The sequence below is a fragment of the Kroppenstedtia sanguinis genome, from assembly GCF_050433445.1.
GTDB lineage: Bacteria > Bacillota > Bacilli > Thermoactinomycetales > DSM-45169 > Kroppenstedtia > Kroppenstedtia sanguinis.
In genome coordinates, this window is the sequence record NZ_JBNPXF010000001.1 from 235,741 (window position 1) to 253,273 (window position 17,533).

The 17,533-nt window shown below is 52.7% G+C and carries 13 protein-coding genes; 12 read left to right on the plus strand and 1 reads right to left on the minus strand.

Annotation, left to right across the window (positions count from 1 at the left end; genetic code table 11):
• Positions 1-402: 402 nt before the first annotated feature.
• The 6 genes from JOD24_RS01080 (at position 403) to JOD24_RS01105 (ending at position 8,851) form a co-directional block, all read left to right on the plus strand.
• Positions 403-3,276 (plus strand): 2-oxoglutarate dehydrogenase E1 component, encoded by a 2,874-nt coding sequence (locus JOD24_RS01080; protein ID WP_429246149.1) that lies wholly within the window; start codon positions 403-405, stop codon positions 3,274-3,276.
• Between the two features lie 2 nt (positions 3,277-3,278).
• Positions 3,279-4,526, plus strand: coding sequence for a 2-oxoglutarate dehydrogenase complex dihydrolipoyllysine-residue succinyltransferase (gene odhB / locus JOD24_RS01085; protein ID WP_380162428.1), 1,248 nt, complete (start codon positions 3,279-3,281; stop codon positions 4,524-4,526).
• A gap of 254 nt (positions 4,527-4,780) precedes the next feature.
• On the plus strand, positions 4,781-5,464 hold the full coding sequence (locus JOD24_RS01090) for a PspA/IM30 family protein (protein ID WP_429246150.1): 684 nt from the start codon (positions 4,781-4,783) through the stop codon (positions 5,462-5,464).
• Between the two features lie 132 nt (positions 5,465-5,596).
• A complete protein-coding gene (locus JOD24_RS01095) occupies positions 5,597-6,625 on the plus strand; it encodes a TFIIB-type zinc ribbon-containing protein (RefSeq protein WP_429246151.1) in 1,029 nt (342 codons plus the stop codon).
• Positions 6,622-7,413, plus strand: a complete 792-nt coding sequence (locus JOD24_RS01100; protein WP_380162434.1) for a TPM domain-containing protein — start codon at positions 6,622-6,624, stop codon at positions 7,411-7,413. The genes JOD24_RS01095 and JOD24_RS01100 overlap by 4 nt, the downstream gene beginning before the upstream one ends.
• A 460-nt stretch (positions 7,414-7,873) precedes the next feature.
• Positions 7,874-8,851, plus strand: a complete 978-nt coding sequence (locus JOD24_RS01105) for an SPFH domain-containing protein (RefSeq protein ID WP_380162436.1) — start codon at positions 7,874-7,876, stop codon at positions 8,849-8,851.
• An 81-nt stretch (positions 8,852-8,932) separates the two neighbouring features.
• On the opposite strand, the gene JOD24_RS01110 is transcribed toward JOD24_RS01105, so the two are convergent.
• Positions 8,933-11,092, minus strand: coding sequence for an ATP-dependent Clp protease ATP-binding subunit (locus tag JOD24_RS01110; protein ID WP_380162438.1), 2,160 nt, complete (start codon positions 11,090-11,092; stop codon positions 8,933-8,935).
• A 429-nt stretch (positions 11,093-11,521) separates the two neighbouring features.
• On the opposite strand from JOD24_RS01110, the gene JOD24_RS01115 reads away from it, so the two are divergent.
• The 6 genes from JOD24_RS01115 (at position 11,522) to JOD24_RS01140 (ending at position 17,533) form a co-directional block, all read left to right on the plus strand.
• The gene (locus JOD24_RS01115; RefSeq protein ID WP_380162440.1) at positions 11,522-12,421 is read left to right on the plus strand and encodes a YIEGIA family protein; all 900 of its coding nucleotides are present in this window, start codon (positions 11,522-11,524) and stop codon (positions 12,419-12,421) included.
• Positions 12,422-12,613, plus strand: coding sequence for a capping complex subunit for YIEGIA (locus JOD24_RS01120; RefSeq protein ID WP_380162442.1), 192 nt, complete (start codon positions 12,422-12,424; stop codon positions 12,611-12,613). It begins immediately after the preceding gene.
• A gap of 124 nt (positions 12,614-12,737) precedes the next feature.
• Complete coding sequence (fdhF, locus tag JOD24_RS01125; RefSeq protein ID WP_429246152.1) at positions 12,738-15,713, plus strand: formate dehydrogenase subunit alpha; 2,976 nt, start codon at positions 12,738-12,740, stop codon at positions 15,711-15,713.
• Positions 15,688-16,197 (plus strand): helical membrane plugin domain-containing protein, encoded by a 510-nt coding sequence (locus tag JOD24_RS01130; protein ID WP_429246153.1) that lies wholly within the window; start codon positions 15,688-15,690, stop codon positions 16,195-16,197. Before fdhF ends, JOD24_RS01130 begins: the two co-directional genes overlap by 26 nt.
• Positions 16,194-16,418 (plus strand): hypothetical protein, encoded by a 225-nt coding sequence (locus JOD24_RS01135; protein ID WP_429246154.1) that lies wholly within the window; start codon positions 16,194-16,196, stop codon positions 16,416-16,418. Before JOD24_RS01130 ends, JOD24_RS01135 begins: the two co-directional genes overlap by 4 nt.
• 188 nt (positions 16,419-16,606) lie before the next feature.
• Positions 16,607-17,533, plus strand: a complete 927-nt coding sequence (locus tag JOD24_RS01140) for a DUF4244 domain-containing protein (RefSeq protein ID WP_429246155.1) — start codon at positions 16,607-16,609, stop codon at positions 17,531-17,533.

The following is a 17,533-nucleotide window of genomic DNA, read 5'->3' on the forward strand; positions in this document are numbered from 1 at the left end:
AGTATGCTTGAACAGGTGATAGATGCTTTTGGGTTACTCTGTGCAAAAAGCGGAGAGCCAAAGTGTGTCTGCAAAGGGAGGGACAGGGAGAGGACCAAAATCAGAGAAAACTTTGGATGGGATAGGTCATGTCGGAACCCGACGTAAAATCACAAAGGAGCCGGATCCTCTGGTTTCGGGCAACAGCAGGATTCGTAGGGGCCAAAAAACGCTCCCATACGGATTTTACCGTGTGGAACCACCGAGATATAATGAAGGCGAGGATCCACGGCGACGGAATGGGTGGGTTCTGGCCTCTTGAGCGTGATTTGGGAAGCGGGTAAGAAATATCTTGGGTAACCTAATGTTAAATGGAACGCCGTCGGTGGAAACTAATCATAAAAGCAGTTGGAGGTAAAGTGGATGTCAACAGGGAAATCCGGAAGGGAAACGCCATGGCAGGGAGTCCACAGCCTCAACCTGGCCTATTTTCTGGATCAGTATGACCTTTACAGCGAAGATCCGGAGTCCGTGGACCCCTCCATTCGAGAGCTGTTTGATCAATGGGGGGCTCCGCCGGAAACGACGGGGGCCGATGGGGCGCTAGAGCCCACTGATACTGCCCCGGTCTCCGGGCTGGATCTGAAAAAGGTGGTAGCTGCAGAGAAATTTGCACAACATATCCGCATCTCCGGCCATCTGGACGCCAAGTTGGATCCCCTCAAGATGGAGGAGACGGATGAAACCCCGCATCTGGACCCGGCGAAGTTCGGGTTGACCGAGGCGGATTTAAGATCGCTTCCCGCTCACCTAATGTGGGCGGAGGATTCAGAGGATGTTCGTACGGGGCTGGATGTTTACAAGCGGTTGCGTCAGGTTTACACCCAGTCCCTTGCCTTCGAATTTACCCATGTACACAGTCCTCAAGAGCGGCAGTGGCTGTTTCATGCGGTGGAATCCAAAGAATTTTCTAGAAAACTGTCCAATGAGAAGAAACAGGAAGTTCTCGGCCGCCTGATCCAAGTGGACGCCTTTGAAAAATTCCTGCATCGCACGTTTGTCGGTCAGAAACGCTTCTCTATCGAGGGTGTAGACATGATGGTGCCGATGCTGGATCAAATCATTCACTATAGCGTTCACGGCGGTGTGGAGGACGTGATGATCGGAATGGCGCACCGGGGCCGGCTCAACGTGTTAGCTCACGTACTGGGTAAACCCTATGAGGCCATTTTCTCCGAGTTCCATCATGCACCCAACAAAGAACTGGTCCCTTCAGAAGGTTCCATGGGAATAAACTATGGTTGGACAGGAGATGTGAAGTATCATCTAGGTGGCAACCGGGAAGTGGACCCGGAAGATCCCAAACCGACCCATCTGACCTTGGCTAATAACCCGAGCCATCTGGAATTCGTCAATCCCGTCATCGAAGGATACGCCCGTGCCGCCCAGGATGATCGCAGTCAAGCCGGATACCCGGTGCAGGATGTGAGCAAAGCTCTGGCGATCCTGATCCATGGGGATGCCGCCTTCCCGGGGGAAGGGATTGTGGCGGAGACCCTCAATCTAAGCCGTCTGCGCGGGTATAACACCGGGGGGACGATCCATATCATTGCCAACAACCAGTTGGGCTTTACTACCCATTCCTTGGATTCCCGCTCCACCACCTACGCCAGCGACCTGGCCAAAGGTTTTGAGATCCCGGTGGTCCATGTGAATGCGGATGATCCAGAGGCTTGCTTGGCAGCAGTCCGCCTGGCTTTTGAATATCGGAGGAAGTTCGGGAAGGATTTCCTGATCGATCTCATCGGGTACCGCCGTTTCGGGCACAATGAGATGGATGATCCAGTGGCCACCCAACCCCGAATGTACGATAAAGTTCATCGTCATCCCACCCTCCGCACCCTCTATGCGGATCGACTGAAGGCAGAAGGTGTGATTTCAGATGAGGAGATCCAGAGCAAGGAAAAAGAGATCCAGGAACAACTGTCCAAAGCCTACCAAAAGGTGAAGGATGTTCGGGAAAAAGAACCGGAGGAAACGGATTCCCCACATGAGAAGATTCCGGGTCCGCTGCCTGATGTGGATACCGGCGTTTCCATGACCACCCTGCGTGAGATCAACCAGGATCTCCTGAAGTGGCCGGATGGATTTAAAGTCTATCCCAAACTGGAAAAGGTACTGCAGCGGCGGGCCGCCACTCTGGAAGAAGACAACCAAGTAGACTGGGCATTGGCAGAGACCCTCGCTTTCGCCACGATTCTGAAGGATGGAACCGGGATTCGGTTTACCGGCCAGGATACAGAACGGGGCACTTTTGCTCACCGTCACTTGGTTCTGCACGACCCTGAGACGGGGGAGACCCATTGTCCCTTGCATACGATTCCACAAGCTCAAGCCGCCTTCGGGATTTACAACAGTCCGCTCTCGGAAGCATCGGTCTTGGGTTTTGAATACGGATACAATGTTTTCAATCCCGATGCCTTGGTGATCTGGGAAGCCCAGTTCGGGGATTTCGCCAATACCGCCCAGGTGATCTTTGATCAGTTTCTCTCTGCCGGCCGAGCCAAATGGGCCCAGACATCCAGTCTGGTGATGTTGTTGCCGCACGCCTATGAAGGCCAAGGACCGGAACACTCCAGCGCACGCTTGGAACGGTTCCTACAGATGGCAGCGGAAAACAACTGGGTGGTGGCCAATGTCACCAGCGCAGCCCAGTATTTCCACCTCTTGCGCCGTCAGGCGGTCATCATCGGAACCAACGAGGCACGGCCGCTGATCCTGATGACACCGAAGAGTCTGCTGCGCAACAAACGGACCCTTTCCCCCAGTTCCGTGTTTGAAAAGGGCCGTTTCCACCCGGTCTTAGAAGAGCGGCTGACCGGCAAGCGTTCGCAGACTGTGAAACGTCTGATCCTTGCCAGCGGGAAAGTGGCTGTCGATTTGGAAACCAAATTGGAAGAGATGGAGAAAAAACCGGAATGGGTTCATATCCTGCGGGTGGAACAACTCTATCCCTTCCCCAAAGATGAGATCCGTTCGGTCCTCAGCCGGATGAAAAATCTGCAAGAAGTGGTCTGGTTGCAGGAGGAACCGAAAAACATGGGTTCCTGGAGCTATATGGAGCCCCGGATTCGGGATACCGTATCTGAGGTAAAAATCCGCTATATCGGACGTCCCGAGCGATCCAGCACGGCAGTGGGTCAACCCGATGTCCATGATGCAGAACAAGAACGCATATTGACTGAAGCACTCAATCCGGAAACCCTGGATATTGAAACGAAATCGGGAGGTAATTAAAGATGCCTGAAGTCAAAGTTCCCGAGCTGGCCGAATCGATCACGGAAGGAACGATCTCCGACTGGCTAGTGAGCGAAGGGGATCAGGTGAACGAGGGGGATGTTCTCCTCGAGTTGGAAACCGATAAGGTGAACGTGGAGATTCATGCGGAGCACAGCGGAACGCTGCAAAATATCCGGAAGCATGCGGGAGACGTCGTGGAGGTGGGCGAGGTGATCGCCCAGATCGGGGAAGGGGGGGCCGCCGCAACTCCGCAAGCTACCACTCCTCCATCGGAGCAAAAAGAGGCGGCACCGGTCAAGGAAGAAACCCCAGCAACTGAAGATGTGAAGGAAGCTCCCGACGGGGAGGAGGACATCACCGCCTCCCCCGCCGCCCGCAAGTTAGCCCGTGAACAGGGGATTGACCTGCGCCGGGTGCGTTCGTCGGATCCCATGGGCCGGGTCACTATGGATGATGTGAAAGCTCATAAGTCACAACCTTCCACCCCACCGGCACCGGCGGAGAAAAAACAAGCACCAGCTCCGGCACCAGCTGTCGATCCCACCAAACCGGTGGAAAGGGTTCCGATGACCCGTCGTCGCCAGACCATTGCGAAACGCCTGGTTCAGGCGCAACAGACAGCGGCCATGCTGACTACCTTCAATGAAGTGGACATGAGTGCAGTGATGGAGATCCGCAAGCGGCGCAAGGAAGCCTTTAAGGAAGAGCATGACGTCAGCCTCGGATTCATGTCTTTCTTCACCAAAGCCGTGGTTGGCGCGCTGAAGGCTTACCCGGCTCTCAATGCGGAAATCGACGGGACCGATGTGCTGTACAAGAAGTTCTACGATATCGGGATCGCCGTCGCTACGGACAACGGGCTGGTCGTACCAGTAGTTCGGGATGCCGACCGCAGTTCCTTCGCCGACATTGAACGGGACATCAGTGATTTGGCTAAAAAAGCCCGCAACAACAAGCTGTCCCTCGCCGATCTGCAAGGGGGCACCTTCACCATCACCAACGGGGGTGTCTTTGGATCGTTGCTGTCCACCCCGATCTTAAACGCACCCCAAGTGGGAATTCTGGGGATGCACACCATCCAGAAGCGGCCGGTCACGGTAGACGGAGACCGCTTGGAACATCGCCCGATGATGTACATCGCCCTTTCCTACGATCACCGTCTGGTCGACGGCAAAGAAGCCGTCGGGTTCTTGGTCACCATCAAGAAACTGTTGGAGGATCCGGAACTGTTGATGTTGGAAGGATAATTATTCAGATACACCGATGTAGCCGGTCCCTTGGGGGCCGGCTGTTTTTATGCAATCAGCTGAGGTGTGGACACGCCGTTCTTGCGAATTTCATTCACGCTAGGGGAAGCATGTGGAATACGAGGGGAACCTTCCTTCATGTATTGACTGTTCATCACCTGTAGGAGTGTGTGGTAATATCATGATGGACCCTGGAAAATGTTTGTCATGAGCATCCATTCTTGCAAACTTCCCAATGGACGAGGAGGAGAATTGTGGGTATTCTAAGCCGATTTAAAGATATCATGTCGAGCAATGTCCATGCCCTCTTGGACAAAGCGGAGGATCCAGAGAAGATGGTGGATCAATACATCCGGAATCTAAACAGTGATCTGGGAAAAGTGAAGTCTGAAACGGCCACGGTGATGGCAGAAGAACGAAGGGCGAAAAGGGCGTTAGAGGAATGCAAAGCAGACATTGACAAAATGCAGAATTACGCAATCAAGGCCCTGGAAGCCGGCAATGAAGAGGATGCGAGAAAATTCCTGGCGCGCAAGGGAGAGCTGGCTTCCAAAGAAACCGAATACCAACAAGCATTTGATCTGGCTTCTTCCAACGCCCTGCAAATGAGACAAATGCATGATAAGTTGGTCTCAGATATCCAGGAGTTGGAGTCGCGAAGAGCCATGATCAAGAGCAAGATGGCAGTAGCCAAGACACAACAACGGCTCAACCAGATCGGTTCATCCGTCCAAGGTGCCAATCAGTCTATTTCCGCCTTTGAAAGAATGGAAGAAAAGGTGAACCAGTCACTAGATGAAGCCCAGGCGATGTCCGAACTGAACGCGGGCCCCAAGGACGAAATCAAGGATTTAACCGCCAAATACGATGGCAGTGATGTCGGTGTGGATCAGGAACTGGAGGCGCTAAAAGCGCAATTGAAAAACAAAGAGCAATGACCTGCGAAATGCGGTAAAACATACGGGATGACCGCGGTCCGCTGGGTGTCTTCATCACCGATCGGGTACCAGGTTCATCCCCCGATTTTCGTCTGAAGCGTTTCCAGAGATCAACGAAAGGTGAGCGCGATTGTGGTTATTCAATATAAATGTCCCAACTGCGGCGACGACATGGGGTTTGACAGTGAATCGGGCATGCTCTCCTGTCCAAGTTGCGAAAGACAGGATCCGATCGAAAGCTTTCCTGAAGAGAACATGCAATCCTTTTTTTCAGAAGATGAAGCCAAAGAATATCATTGCAACAATTGTGGAGCCGTCATCCTGACAGAAGCGGAAACCACTGCCACCACTTGCGGTTTTTGCGGAGCCGGGGTGGTGCTTGGTGACCGGCTGTCCGGAAAGTTGGCTCCGGCAAAAGTGATCCCCTTTACCATCAGCAAAGAAGAGGCGATGCAGGCTTTTCGCAAATGGTGCAAAAACGGTCGTCTGACTCCCAAGGGATTTATGAATGCAGATCGAATCAAAGGCATCACAGGCATCTACGTCCCTTTCTGGTTGTATGACTTAAACAGCAGGGCCCAAGTGAAGGCGGTGGGCACTAAAGTGAGGGAGTATTCCCAGGGTGATTACATAGTGACCGAGACGAAGTATTATGATGTGTACCGAGACATCGACCTTCATTATGTGAAAGTGCCCGTGGATGCTTCGGAAAAGATGAACGACGAGCTGATGGATCGACTGGAGCCCTATGAATACAGCCTGTTGAAAAAATTCAAAACACCCTATCTGGCGGGCTATATTGCAGAAAAATACAATTATGATGATCAGGAACTTCTCCCCCGTGTAAAACAAAAGATCAATGAATTTACGGACAACTATATCCGTTCTACCGTTTCTGGTTACTCCAGCGTCCGTTATGAAAACAAACAGATCGACACTCGTAAAGAACAAGCGGATTATGTTTTGCTTCCCGTATGGATGGTTTATTACGATTATGAGAAAGTCGAACACACATTTGCTATGAATGGACAGACGGGCAAGGTGGTGGGCCGGCCCCCGATCAGCGTGGGGAAGGTGGCCACCTGGTTTGGCGGGATTGCAGGTACCGTGTTTATCACACTCCGACTGATTTCCTGGATGATTGTAGGTGAGTTGTGGTGAGAGGAAAAGCGGGGATCTCCTTTGTGCTCTCTTTGATGATCTTATTGCTGGCTTTTCCCTTGGTGACCCAGGATGTTGCCTTTGCCGACGGCAAACCCAAGATCTATGACTACGCCGGTCTGCTGACGGACAAAGAAAAAAAAGAGCTGGAAACCTTGGCTACTCAATACGGAACCGAGCGAAAAACGGACTTGATCATCTTAACCACGGATGACACCCAAGGAAAAGACATCGAGAAGTATATGCAGGACTTCTACGACGAAAAAGCGTTGGGATATGATCGGCCCCATGGGAATTGTGCGATCCTGACAATTAACGTGCAAAACCCAGAGAATCGGGAACTCTATCTGGCTGGATTCTATGAGGCGGAAAAATATCTGGATAACAGCAGACTGGATCGCATCCGTGATCAAATCACTCCGGACCTGAAAAAAGATCAATACTATGATGCCTTCCATACCTTTATCGAAACTTCCCATCGCTACATGGGGATCCGACCGGGGGTGGACCCGGACAGTATCTGGTTCAATGGTTGGTTTCAACTCCTCGCTGCCTGTGTTGTCGGGGGGATCATTGTCGGTGTGATGGCTTACAACTCTGGTGGCCGAGTGACGATAAACGAAAGGACGTACCAGGACACCGGGAGATCGCGAGTGCTCCAGCAAAGGGATCAATATCTCAGAACCTCGGTTACCAAGCGCAGGAAACCAACCAACAACAAAAGCCATGGAGGAGGCGGTACCACCGGCGGTGGCCACTCCCACAGCGGCAGCCGAGGGAGCTTTTAGGAATTGTCTACAGGCGTGTTGATTAGCCCTATCTTAGGCAGGAAATCAGGTCGGGATGGTGGGACGGTGAAGAGGCCTTTGTACCCATAGGGCACAAGTCTCGCCAAGGTCACTCCGTTCCCGGTCTCGCTATGCGTTCTTTGCAAGAGAATCGGAGCCGTCCCACCATCCCCGTCGAGGCAATGGGAAGAGCGAAAGGTCAGTTTTGTTTCCATCATCCACTTTATGGTTCATCAACAGCCCTGGATTGTCTAGTATTTAAGAAAGACCAGAATAGATGCTGCCCTCAGGGTTCGCAACTCATCAGAATAAAGAAAAGCAGAATGTGAAACCCGATCCCGACCGGCTGAGTCCCAAATATGTGTCACCGGCGGAGATTCACGGGTTGTGTACATGATCCCCCGCTCAAAATCGAGCGGAGCAACATCTTTTGAATCCAGATGAAGGGATTTGATCATCCATGTCCTTTTTTAGTAAGCGTCAGTTAGCCAATGTGGTGGAATGGGAAGAGTTCAGAGATGATATGATCTTTTGGAAGTGGAGCAACCGAGAGATTAAAAAAGGAAGTCGCTTGATCATTCGGCCGGGGCAGGATGCGATCTTTCTATACAACGGCAAAATCGAAGGAATCTTCGAGGATGAAGGCGACTACGATATCGAATCGGATATCATCCCTTTTCTATCCACTCTGAAAGGGTTTAAGTTTGGTTTCAACAGTGGCATGCGGGCGGAAGTATTGTTTGTCAATACCAAGGAATTCACAGTCAAATGGGGAACGAAAAATGCCATCCATATTCCGACTCCCCAGCTACCCGGTGGCATGCCCATTCGCGCCAATGGGACCTTCCAATTTAAAGTCAACGATTATATCGCATTGATTGATAAAATCGCCGGGGTCAAAGAGAGTTACTTGGTGCAGGACATCAAGCTGAGGATCACCGCGGTTCTCGACCAACTCCTGATGAAATGGATCAGCAGAGAAGGAAAAGACATGTTCAATCTGCGGGCCAATGCCTATGATATCGCAAAAGGCATCCAGGAAGATCTGGATATGGAGCTCATGGATACGGGAATCACCATCACCGCCTTTCAAATCATGAGCTTCAACTATCCGGAGGAAATTGAAAAAATGATCACCAAGACCGCTTCCCATGAAATGATTGGAGATCTCAACAAATATCAACAAGTCTCCATGACCGATGGGATCGCTTCCGGCAAGGTTCAAGGCGGAGGCACGGCTTCCGACATGGCCGGGATGATGATGGGGATGAATATGGCCCGTGAGATGGTAAAAAACGTGAACTCCAATCAGAGCCCAGCGCAACCTACGAAGCAGATGGATTCCGGAGACAGGCAGACACCCAATTTCTGTCCCAACTGTGGAGAAAAGAATACTGGGGCCAACTTTTGTCCCCAGTGTGGTCAAAAATTGGCCTGATGAGAGAACGTCGATATGAACAAAGCCCGAAGGGGACGTTATGAAGTCCCCTTCGGGCTTTTTGCTGTGATTTTTGCTCTGTCAGTTCTGAGGAGTAACCGTGATGCGGTCTGCTTCGACATCCACGAGGATGTCCTTTGCATTTTCCCTTTCCAGGAGCAAATCAGCGATTCCATCCTCCACTTGTTCCTCGATCACCCGCCGAAGAGGACGAGCGCCAAAAGCCGGATTGTAACCAAGGTCGGCCAGCTTAGCTTTGGCGGAATCGGTGACAGTGAGACGCAAGCCCTGTTCCCTGGCAGCGTTATGAACGTCCTGGAGCATCAGATCGACGATCTTCATCAGATCCTCCCGGCTAAGAGAGCGGAAGAGGATGATGCTGTCAAACCGGTTTAGAAATTCCGGTCGGAAGTAATCCTTGAAGGTCTCAGGAATATCTGCCGGGGCCGGTTCTTCATCTGCTTTTCCAAACCCGATTGCTCCTTTTTGCACGCCGACACCGGCGTTACTAGTCATGATCAGGATCGTATCCCGGAAGCTGACCGTACGTCCCTGGCTGTCAGTGAGCCGACCGTCCTCCATGATTTGCAGGAACAGATGCTGTACGTCAGGGTGCGCTTTTTCAATCTCATCCAGTAGCAGGATGCTGTAGGGTTTGCGGCGCACTTGCTCAGTCAGTTGACCAGCTTCTTCGTGACCAACATATCCCGGCGGGGAGCCGATCAGTTTGGAGACGGAGTGTTTTTCCATGTACTCACTCATATCGAGCCGGATCATGGCTTCCTCTTCCCCAAATATTTCCCGAGCCAGGGATTTGGCCAGCTCAGTCTTTCCGACACCGGTGGGGCCGACGAAGAGGAAGGAGCCGATGGGGCGTGTCCCTTTGCGCAGTCCAGCCCGGTTGCGACGGACCGCTTTGGATACTTTGCGGACGGCTTCCTCCTGACCGATCACTTGCCGTTGGAGCCGGGCGGGCAGATCTTTCATTTTTTCCTGCTCATCCTTTTGCAGTTTGCGGACCGGGATGCCGGTTTGGCTCTCCAGGATTTGCTGGATGATCTCCACATCGACGGTCGCCGGAGAGGCTGCTTCAGTCGCTTCCTGCAACTGAGCTTCTAACTTTTGCTCTTCATCCCGGAGACGAGCCGCCGTTTCATACTCTTCCCGTTGGGTGGCGGTGTCCTTTTCCACGGCGATCTGATCCAGGCGAGTGCGGATCTGATTCGTATCTTGGCTTTCATGTAGCAGATTGACCTTGGATCCGGCTTCGTCCATCAGATCAATCGCCTTGTCCGGCAGGAAACGGTCTTGGACGTAGCGATGGGAGAGGCTGACGCAGGCTCGGATCGCTTCATCAGTATACCGGACTTGATGGTATTTTTCATAGTTCTCCCGTAGCCCCTCCAGGATCCGGATGGCATCCTCGAGAGAAGGTTCCTCCACCAAGATGGGTTGGAAACGGCGTTCCAGTGCGGCATCTTTTTCGATCCGGCGGTACTCCTTCAGAGTGGTGGCACCGATCACCTGGAGTTCACCGCGGGCCAGGGCCGGTTTCAGAATGTTGCCGGCATCGGAGGAGCCTTCGGCGGAACCGGCTCCCACCAGCTGATGGATCTCATCGATAAAGAGGATGACCTCTTGGCGCTCTTGTACTTCAGCGATCAGCTGTTTCATCCGTTCTTCAAACTGGCCGCGGATGCCGGTATTGGCTACCAGGGAAGAGACATCCAGCAGATAAACTTTTCGGTTTTTCAACTTATGAGGGACTTTCCCTTCTAGGATCCGCAGGGCCAGTCCTTCTGCAATGGCGGTTTTACCGACCCCTGGTTCCCCGATCAGGACGGGATTATTTTTATTGCGCCGGTTCAAGGTTTCAATTACCCGCTCCACTTCCCGATCCCGACCAATGACGGGATCGATCCGGCCGGTTGAGGCTGCGTGGGAAAGATCTTTCCCCAACTGGTCCAGCAGACCGCCGCCGTGGCGTCCGTTCTGTGTAGGTGGGGTTTGTGAGAAGGGGGATGTTGCTGAATGACTCCCTCCCAAGGGAGAGCTGGCCATCTGCCGGAACCAATCCTCCAAGGGAGAACCTTCCCATCCGCCGAACCCAGCGGGATTCCTGATCCCCTGTCGGAGTTGGATGTAGCAGTTCCGGCAGAGACTGAGATGACGGACTTGTCCTTGCACCTGCAGGTTCAAATCTACAGTCGCCGGATGTTGTTGACATTGATCACAAAGCATAGGCGGATAACCTCCTTTAAAATTAGATGATCTCTTTAGATAACCTTTTCTCATATTTGAAATGGGTTGGGGCAGCTGTGGCAAACAAAAATTATAGTTTGAATTTGACTTTGACTATATTTGACCTTATGGGTTTATTATACATTGACCTTTCCTGACTTTCAATAGGATTTTTTTCATCAGATTCGGGCAGTCATTGGCGAGATCTGAGCACTGGAGCCTTTCCGGTGTATAAAAATCCTTTCTATGGAAGATAGTATGGCCTAAAGAGGAGATGGGATGGGTCTTTTTGCGGGGAGGTTTTTCCGCTGTTTCAACGATTCTCTACCTTGAGCTTCCGTTGGTGTCGATCCATCAGGTACTTCGAAAAATAGGAGTCCCGCTGTCCGAGTGGCTTGTGGATGAAACTATCTGAAAGAAGGCAGAGTGATGATCCCATTTCTTAAATCCCACGAAACCATCGGTGTACTGATCAGCGTTGGATTCGGTGTGATTTTGCGAATTCTGCTGTTGCGTACGGATATGCGACAATACCCGACCTATCCCCACGGCCGGGTGATTCATATTTCCTTGGGTGTCATCGCAGCTGCCATGGGTGCAGTGTTTGTCCCTGCCTTGTTGAGCAAAGATTATACGGCGGTCACTTTCCTTTCCCTAGCTGCACAGCAATTTCGGGAAGTGCGCAATATGGAACGTCAAAGTTTGGCGGAGGTAGATATGATGGAGCTGGTTCCCCGAGGCACTTCTTATATCGAGGGGATCGCCATGTCCTTTGAAGGTCGCAATTATTTGATCATGTTTGCCGCCGTGATTGTCTCCCTCGCCAGCATTGTTTTGACATGGTACTGGGGCATTTTGTTTGGGGTGATCACCCTCATTATCGGAATCAAGCTGAGATCAGGCAAGAGATTGGGGGAGATCGCTGAAGTCTTGCCTGGGGAAGTGCGGGTGGACGGGCCTGACATCTATGTCGATTCCGTGTATATCATGAATGTGGGACTGAAGGAGAATCAACAAAAGATCCGCGAGCATGGACTGGGTCTCATCGTGCGGGCCAAAACGATGGATGCACAGGTAACCCTAGCCAATCTAGGACAACGCCAAGCGATCCTTCACAACCTTTCTCAAATTCTAGGTGTGTATAGGGATTCCGGGGAGCCAGCGCTGATCCCCTTGGCGAAGCTGGATTTGGATAATGGGGATCTGGGTGTCTTCATTTTGCCGAAGGACAAAGAAATGAAAAAGGCGATCCAGGCCTTAAAATTGGTGCCCATTCTGGAAAACGCCATCCGTATGCCTTCGGAATCCTCCGCCCAGGAGGTGCGATAAATGTCCCGAATTGTGGCAGTGGTGGTGACAGACGCAAAACAGGCGATCGGGGGCGGGGCTCCCGTCCTGGTTGCCAAGGGAGCGAAAGAACAGCAGCAACTCGCTTTTACCCTGGAAAAAATTATGGATGCGGCAGCCCATGATTTAAAGAACGGGACCATCATTCTCGTCGATCATAACAGCTCAGATTAAAAACAGGAAATCACCAGTCGGGGGAAGGATGAATTGGTAAAAGGAGGATGGAAGGGCGTCCTGGCGGTCCCAAGCGACCTTGGCATCCCAGGTACCTACAGTAGCAGGCTCGGAGGTGCGGTAAATGGATAAAGAACATGTGTTTTACTTGGATGAACAAGAAGTTCCCTTTCAGGAAGGTCAGATGATCCTGGAGGCTGCCCGGGAGGCGGAGAGATCCCTACCGGGGATTTGTTACCATCCACAATTGGGCGGGCTTCAAACCTGCGACCTCTGCTTGGTGGAGGTGGATGGAGAGTGGGTCCGTGCCTGCACGACCCTTGCCCGCCCAGGGATGAAAGTGGTGAGCCAGGGGGAGCAGGTAGAGGCGGCACAGTATGAAGCGATGTCGAGGGTGCTCCAAAATCATGAACTCTACTGCACCGTTTGTGATAACAACAATGGGAATTGTGAGGTACACAATACAGCACTTCAGATTCAACTGAACCACCAGGAGTATGACTTTGAGCCGAAGCCGGATCCACCGGACAACTCCCACCCCTTCTACCGGTATGAGCCGGACCAATGTATTTTGTGTGGCCGCTGTGTGGAAGCCTGCCAAAATTTACAGGTGAACGAGACCCTCACCATTGACTGGAATCGGGACCGGCCCCGAGTTATCTGGGATCAGGATGTCCCTATCGACCACTCCTCCTGTGTTTCCTGCGGTCATTGTGTAACCGTCTGCCCCTGTAACGCATTGATGGAGAAGTCGATGTTGGGTGAGGCAGGGTATCTTACAGGAATTCCTTTTGACACTCTGGAACCGATGATCGACCTGACCAAAGCGATCGAGCCGGGCTACCAGGGGATTTTTGCCGTTTCCGAGGCGGAGGAGGCGATGCGCAAGAGCCGAATCCGCAAGACCAAGACCGTCTGCACCTATTGCGGTGTCGGGTGTAGCTTTGAGGTGTGGACCAAGGGACGCCACATCCTGAAGGTGCAACCGGTGGCAGAGGCACCGGTTAATGGCGTCTCCACCTGTGTTAAGGGCAAATGGGGATGGGATTATGTTAACAGTGAGGAACGGCTGACCCGCCCCCTGATCCGGAAAGGGGACCGGTTCGTGGAATCTTCCTGGGAGGAAGCTTTGGATGTAGTGGCCACCCGGCTCACCCAACTCAAAGAGCAGTCCGGTCCCGATTCCCTCGGATGGATCGCTTCCTCCAAATGCAGCAATGAGGAAAATTATCTGTTTCAAAAACTGGCCCGGAGTGTGATGGGAACCAACAATGTGGATAACTGTTCCCGTTACTGCCAATCCCCGGCCACGGCAGGGTTGATGAAAACCGTAGGTATCGGGGGAGATGCAGGCACGATCCAGGATATCGCCGGTGCCGAGCTGGTGCTGGTAGTCGGAGCCAATCCAGCGGAATCCCACCCGGTGCTAGCCACCCGCGTCAAACGAGCCCACAAACTTCACGGTCAAAAACTGATCGTCGCCGATCTCCGCAAACATGAACTGGCGGAACGGGCAGATCTCCATTTGAAACCCAAGCCAGGTACAGACTTGGTTTGGGTGTCGGCACTTACCAAGTACCTCATCGACCAAGGCTGGCAGGATCAGGAATTCCTGGATCAACGGGTGAACGGAGTAGAGGAGTACATCCATTCCCTGGAGAGATTCACTCTGGAGTATGCCGAGGAAATCTCCGGCATCCCCCGGGAAGAACTGATCCAGGTGGCTGAAATGATCCGAGAAGCGGGCAGCGTCTGCCTTCTGTGGGCAATGGGGGTGACGCAGCATATGGGCGGGACGGATACGAGCACGGCGCTGTCCAATCTACTTCTCGTCACCGGTAATTATGGCCGTCCCCACACCGGAGCCTATCCGCTACGAGGACATAACAATGTTCAGGGAGCCAGTGATTTCGGCACTATGCCTGCTTGGTTTCCCGGTTATGAACCGGTGGAGGATGATCAAGTCCGGGCGCGCTATGAGAAAGCCTGGGGCGTGGACTCCCTTCCCAAAAAACCAGGATTGAATAACCATCAGATCGTGGAGGCGATCCATGATGGCAAGATCCGAGGGATGTACCTGTTCGGAGAAGAGATGGGGCTGGTGGACTCTAACATCAACCATGTGCAGGCCGCCTTTGAGAAGTTGGACTTTTTTGTGGTACAGGATCTGTTCCTGACCCAAACGGCTCGCTTCGCCGATGTCGTGCTCCCTGCCGCTCCCAGTTTGGAGAAAGACGGGACGTTCACCAACACAGAGCGTCGGATTCAGCGATTTTACAAGGTACTGGAACCCCTTGGAGAGTCTAAGCCTGACTGGGAGATCATCCAACTGGTGGCCAACCGGCTGGGGGCCGACTGGAACTACACCCATCCCGGAGAGATCATGGCCGAGGCGGCGGAGTTGGCCCCGCTCTTCGCCGGAGTGAGCTATGAGCGACTGGAGGGATGGAAGAGTCTGCATTGGCCGGTGCAAAAGGATGGCACTGATACCCCGCTTCTGTACAGTGAAGGCTTCGCTTTTGACGATGGCAAGGCGCGTCTGGAGCCCGTAGATTGGACCCCACCCTTTCAGCCGGGAGCGGAGTATGATCTGCACCTGAACAACGGACGGCTGTTGGAACATTTTCACGAGGGGAATATGACTTACCGCAGCGAAGGACTAGTTCACAAAGTTCCCGGTCCCTGGCTGGAGGTTTCCCCGGAATTGGCTACAGAGCGGGGACTCTCCGATGGGACATTGGTGCGACTCTCCTCTCCCTACGGAGCGGCCAGAGTCCGGGTGTTGATCACCGACCGGGTGCGGGGGAAGGAACTGTATATGCCGATGAACGGCAGTCAAGAGTGGGAGGCCGTCAACCGGTTGACCAGCAGCTACCACGACGAGGAGACCCATACCCCCAATTTCAAGGAGATGGATGTGCGGATGGAGATCTTGGAGCCAGAGGGAGAATCCCCGCTTCCTAAAGTAAACCACCGCTTTGGAAACCGGGTTCCCCAAGAAGGTGTCGAGGTGGAAGCCAAGTGGGCGCGGCCTGATTTTGTGCCTGTGGAGGAAGCGATCGGAGGGAAAGAACATGGCCAGACCGATTCAGCACATTGACCGAATGGCATCGGATTCGCAACTGGAGCGGGAGGAGTCCCTCGGAGAGATCCTGGAGGCGTTGACGGAGAACAAGGAAGCGGTTCTCTCCACCTTGGACCTACTGGGAGAAATCCAACGGGCGGGCGTGCTGGACCTTCTGCAAGGAATAGCGAAAAACCGGCATGAAGTCGGCGTGATCGCCTTGACCCAACTAAATCAGCCCGACAACCTTCAGCTGATTCGAAATCTCATCGGAGGCGTTCAGTTTTTGGGCCGACTCCATTCCGATCAACTGAACCGGTGGCTCCATAGTATCGGCACGGGGTTGGAACGATCGATAGAGAACCTGGACGGGGAAGAACCTGAGAGTCTGTGGGAGTTGGGAAAATGGATGCGCAGCCGGGAAGTTCGCTCTTCCCTAACCCTGCTGATCCGTTTTCTTCGGGAAATGGGCAAGGCCGAGCAAGCAACCCTCCCAAGAGAAAAGGGGGAATTCCATTGATCCGTAAGACCCTCCGCATCCAGCCAGGGGCCGAAGCGAAAGATATCGATCAACTCCAACATGCTTTAAGCCAAGTCTGGGGCATCCGGACCGTGGACATCCACGAACCCGTCGGCGAAGTGATCCTCGCCTTTGATGAAAAAGCCACCTCCCTCCAAGATTTCCACCAAGCGATCCGGGAGAGCGGATGGGAAGTGGATGATGAACAACAGACAGAGTAACCCCTGCACCCGCCGGGGTGCTTTTTTTCTTGGGGGGCGAGCGTGACTTGAATCGATAGATAAATTGGAAAATGATACTTTCGGACTATTACCCATCCTCCCTGAATTGGGTACAATTGGATTTGTAAATATTGTTTTTATAAGGGAAAGGGTGATTTTTTTGGGTTTTTTCACCCAAGCGATTGTGGTTGGATCGGCGTGGGTCACAAACCATCGAGTATGTTGTGGTTTTAGCGGCTGGAGCCGCATTGGCCATGATTCTTCACTCCGCTGTGGACAGCCAGGAGATCAAAGGTGCCCTGTTGCAGAAAATCGAACAGGCCATCTCCCTCGATGGGAGCACTGCCCCCAAGGAAAAGGATCGTATTGAAGACAGCCCTGGGTGGATCGCCAGGAGTGTGGACTATGTAAAGAACGGTTGGAACCACTTGACGGGGTCACCGAATTCAACAACTCATCCCAAGATTCAACGGACGATGAATCTGGACATCCAGGGCAACAGCGGTTTTGGCGGGCCAAGAGGTGGGGGCCCGCGAGGTGCAGGCGGCCACGTTGACAGCGGCGGCGGTTACAGGGGTGATGGGGGGAACGGCTCAGCCAAGAGCGGAGGGAATGCGAAAGAGAGCCCATCATTTTTTGAACGCTTTACTGGGTGGCTGGATCATAAGTGGAACAGCCTTACCACAAGGTTTAAGGGAGGCGGAGGCAGCAATGCCAGCGGTGGGAAGCCGCCGAAGGGGGATAAAGGGTCGGACCAAAGCGAAGGTAAGGGTTGGTCCATGCCCAAGGGCGGAACCGTCATCAATGGACGAAAATATACAGAGCATGCACTTGAACGAATGGCCCCCGATACTTCAGCGGTGAGAGCGAGATTGGAAAAAAGAGCAATGCAAAAAGCAGAAAAAAAGGGATATAAACCGGGTACTCAAAAGTATAACGATTTCATAAGAGACTATGTACAACCAAGGGGGATTCCGCCAAGTGTTGTTGAAAATGCAATTAGGAATGGAAGCAGAAAGCCGGGTATCCACTCCGGAACGTGGGAATATCGTACAAAAGATGTTAGGGTTATCACAAATGAATCTGGTGATGTGATTACCGTCATTCCGAAATGA

Bases quoted from the DNA above. Each gene is read 5' to 3' on its own strand.
- JOD24_RS01080 (WP_429246149.1), top strand. From the start codon at position 403: ATGTCAACAGGGAAATCCGGAAGGGAAACGCCATGGCAGGGAGTCCAC.
- odhB (WP_380162428.1), top strand. From the start codon at position 3,279: ATGCCTGAAGTCAAAGTTCCCGAGCTGGCCGAATCGATCACGGAAGGA.
- JOD24_RS01105 (WP_380162436.1), top strand. From the start codon at position 7,874: ATGTCCTTTTTTAGTAAGCGTCAGTTAGCCAATGTGGTGGAATGGGAA.
- JOD24_RS01110 (WP_380162438.1), bottom strand. From the start codon at position 11,092: ATGCTTTGTGATCAATGTCAACAACATCCGGCGACTGTAGATTTGAAC.
- JOD24_RS01115 (WP_380162440.1), top strand. From the start codon at position 11,522: ATGATCCCATTTCTTAAATCCCACGAAACCATCGGTGTACTGATCAGC.
- JOD24_RS01120 (WP_380162442.1), top strand. From the start codon at position 12,422: ATGTCCCGAATTGTGGCAGTGGTGGTGACAGACGCAAAACAGGCGATC.
- fdhF (WP_429246152.1), top strand. From the start codon at position 12,738: ATGGATAAAGAACATGTGTTTTACTTGGATGAACAAGAAGTTCCCTTT.
- JOD24_RS01130 (WP_429246153.1), top strand. From the start codon at position 15,688: ATGGCCAGACCGATTCAGCACATTGACCGAATGGCATCGGATTCGCAA.